The organism is Streptomyces sp. NPDC044719, assembly GCF_056433405.1.
Genome location: NZ_JBWKHE010000035.1, coordinates 1 through 1,082, shown reverse-complemented (window position 1 = coordinate 1,082; position 1,082 = coordinate 1). Strand labels below are relative to the sequence as shown.

Annotated in this window: 1 protein-coding gene; it reads right to left on the bottom strand. The window is 71.0% G+C overall.

Annotation, left to right across the window (positions count from 1 at the left end; all coding sequences use genetic code 11):
* Nucleotides 1-958, bottom strand: a 958-nt coding sequence (locus AC07DF_RS41340) for an IS481 family transposase (RefSeq protein ID WP_478982776.1), incomplete at its 3' end; no start/stop codon positions are given.
* Nucleotides 959-1,082: the final 124 nt, after the last annotated feature.

Below are 1,082 nucleotides of genomic sequence, written 5' to 3'. Positions count from 1 at the left end.
TGTGCTGTCCGGGGAGGTTGGTGACGCGGCTGGCTGGGGTGTGGCCGCTGATTCCGGTGTGGGGTCGGTGGTAGTTGTACCAGTCCAGCCAGTCGGGAAACGCGGCCTGTCGTTCGGCGTCTGAGGTGTAGGGCCGCTGGTAGGCCCACTCGTCGAGCAGGGTGCGGTGGAAGCGTTCGACCTTGCCGTTGGTCTGGGGCCGCCAGGGGCGTGTCCAGCGCGGGCTGATGCCCAGGTCGCGGCAGGTGTCCCGCCAGGTGTTCTTGGTGTAGGACCAGGCGTTGTCAGTCAGCACCCGCTCGACGGTCACGCCGCGTGCGGCGAACCAGGCGGCTGCTCGTTGCAGGAAGGCCGCGCAGGTGGCGGCCTTCTCGTCGGGCAGGTCCTCGGTGTAGGCCAGACGGGAGTGGTCGTCCAGGGCGGTGTGCAGGTAGGCGTATCCGGTGCCGTTGCGGCGGTCCTGGTTGGCCCGGCCGGCTGCGCGGCCGAGTGCTTTGTGGCCGCCGCCGTCGGGGATGCGGCCGAGCTTCTTGACGTCGATGTGGAGCAGTTCGCCGGGCCTGGAGCGTTCGTAGCGGCGTACTGGTTCGCTGGTGGCCCGGTCGGTGGCGGCGAGCACGGGCAGGCCGTGACGGCGCAGGATGCGGTGGGCGGTGGAGGCGGCGATGTTGCAGCGGGCGCCCAGCCGCACCGGTCCGATGCGGTGTTCGCGGCGCAGGCGCACGACCTGCTCCTCGAGGGCGGCCGGGGTGCGGCCAGGCTGGTGGTGCGGGCGGCTGGAGCGGTCCTGCATCCCTGCGGGCCCGTGCTTGCGGTAGCGGCCTGCCCAGCGGGCGGCAGTGGTGTGGCTGACCTGGAAGCGTTCCGCGGCCCGCCGTAGCGGCCAGCCGTCGTCGACGACACACCGGGCCAGACGCAGCCGACCGGTCGCGGTCAGCGGGGCGTTACGGTGGAACAACGAGGGCCTCCTGAGTAGCCGGTGGAGATGTCGCAATCCACACCGAACCCAGAGGCCCTCGCCTCGTTCAAGGACCACTCAAGGCGTGTCGCCTGTCACCAACGTCCCGGGACAGCACACCTAG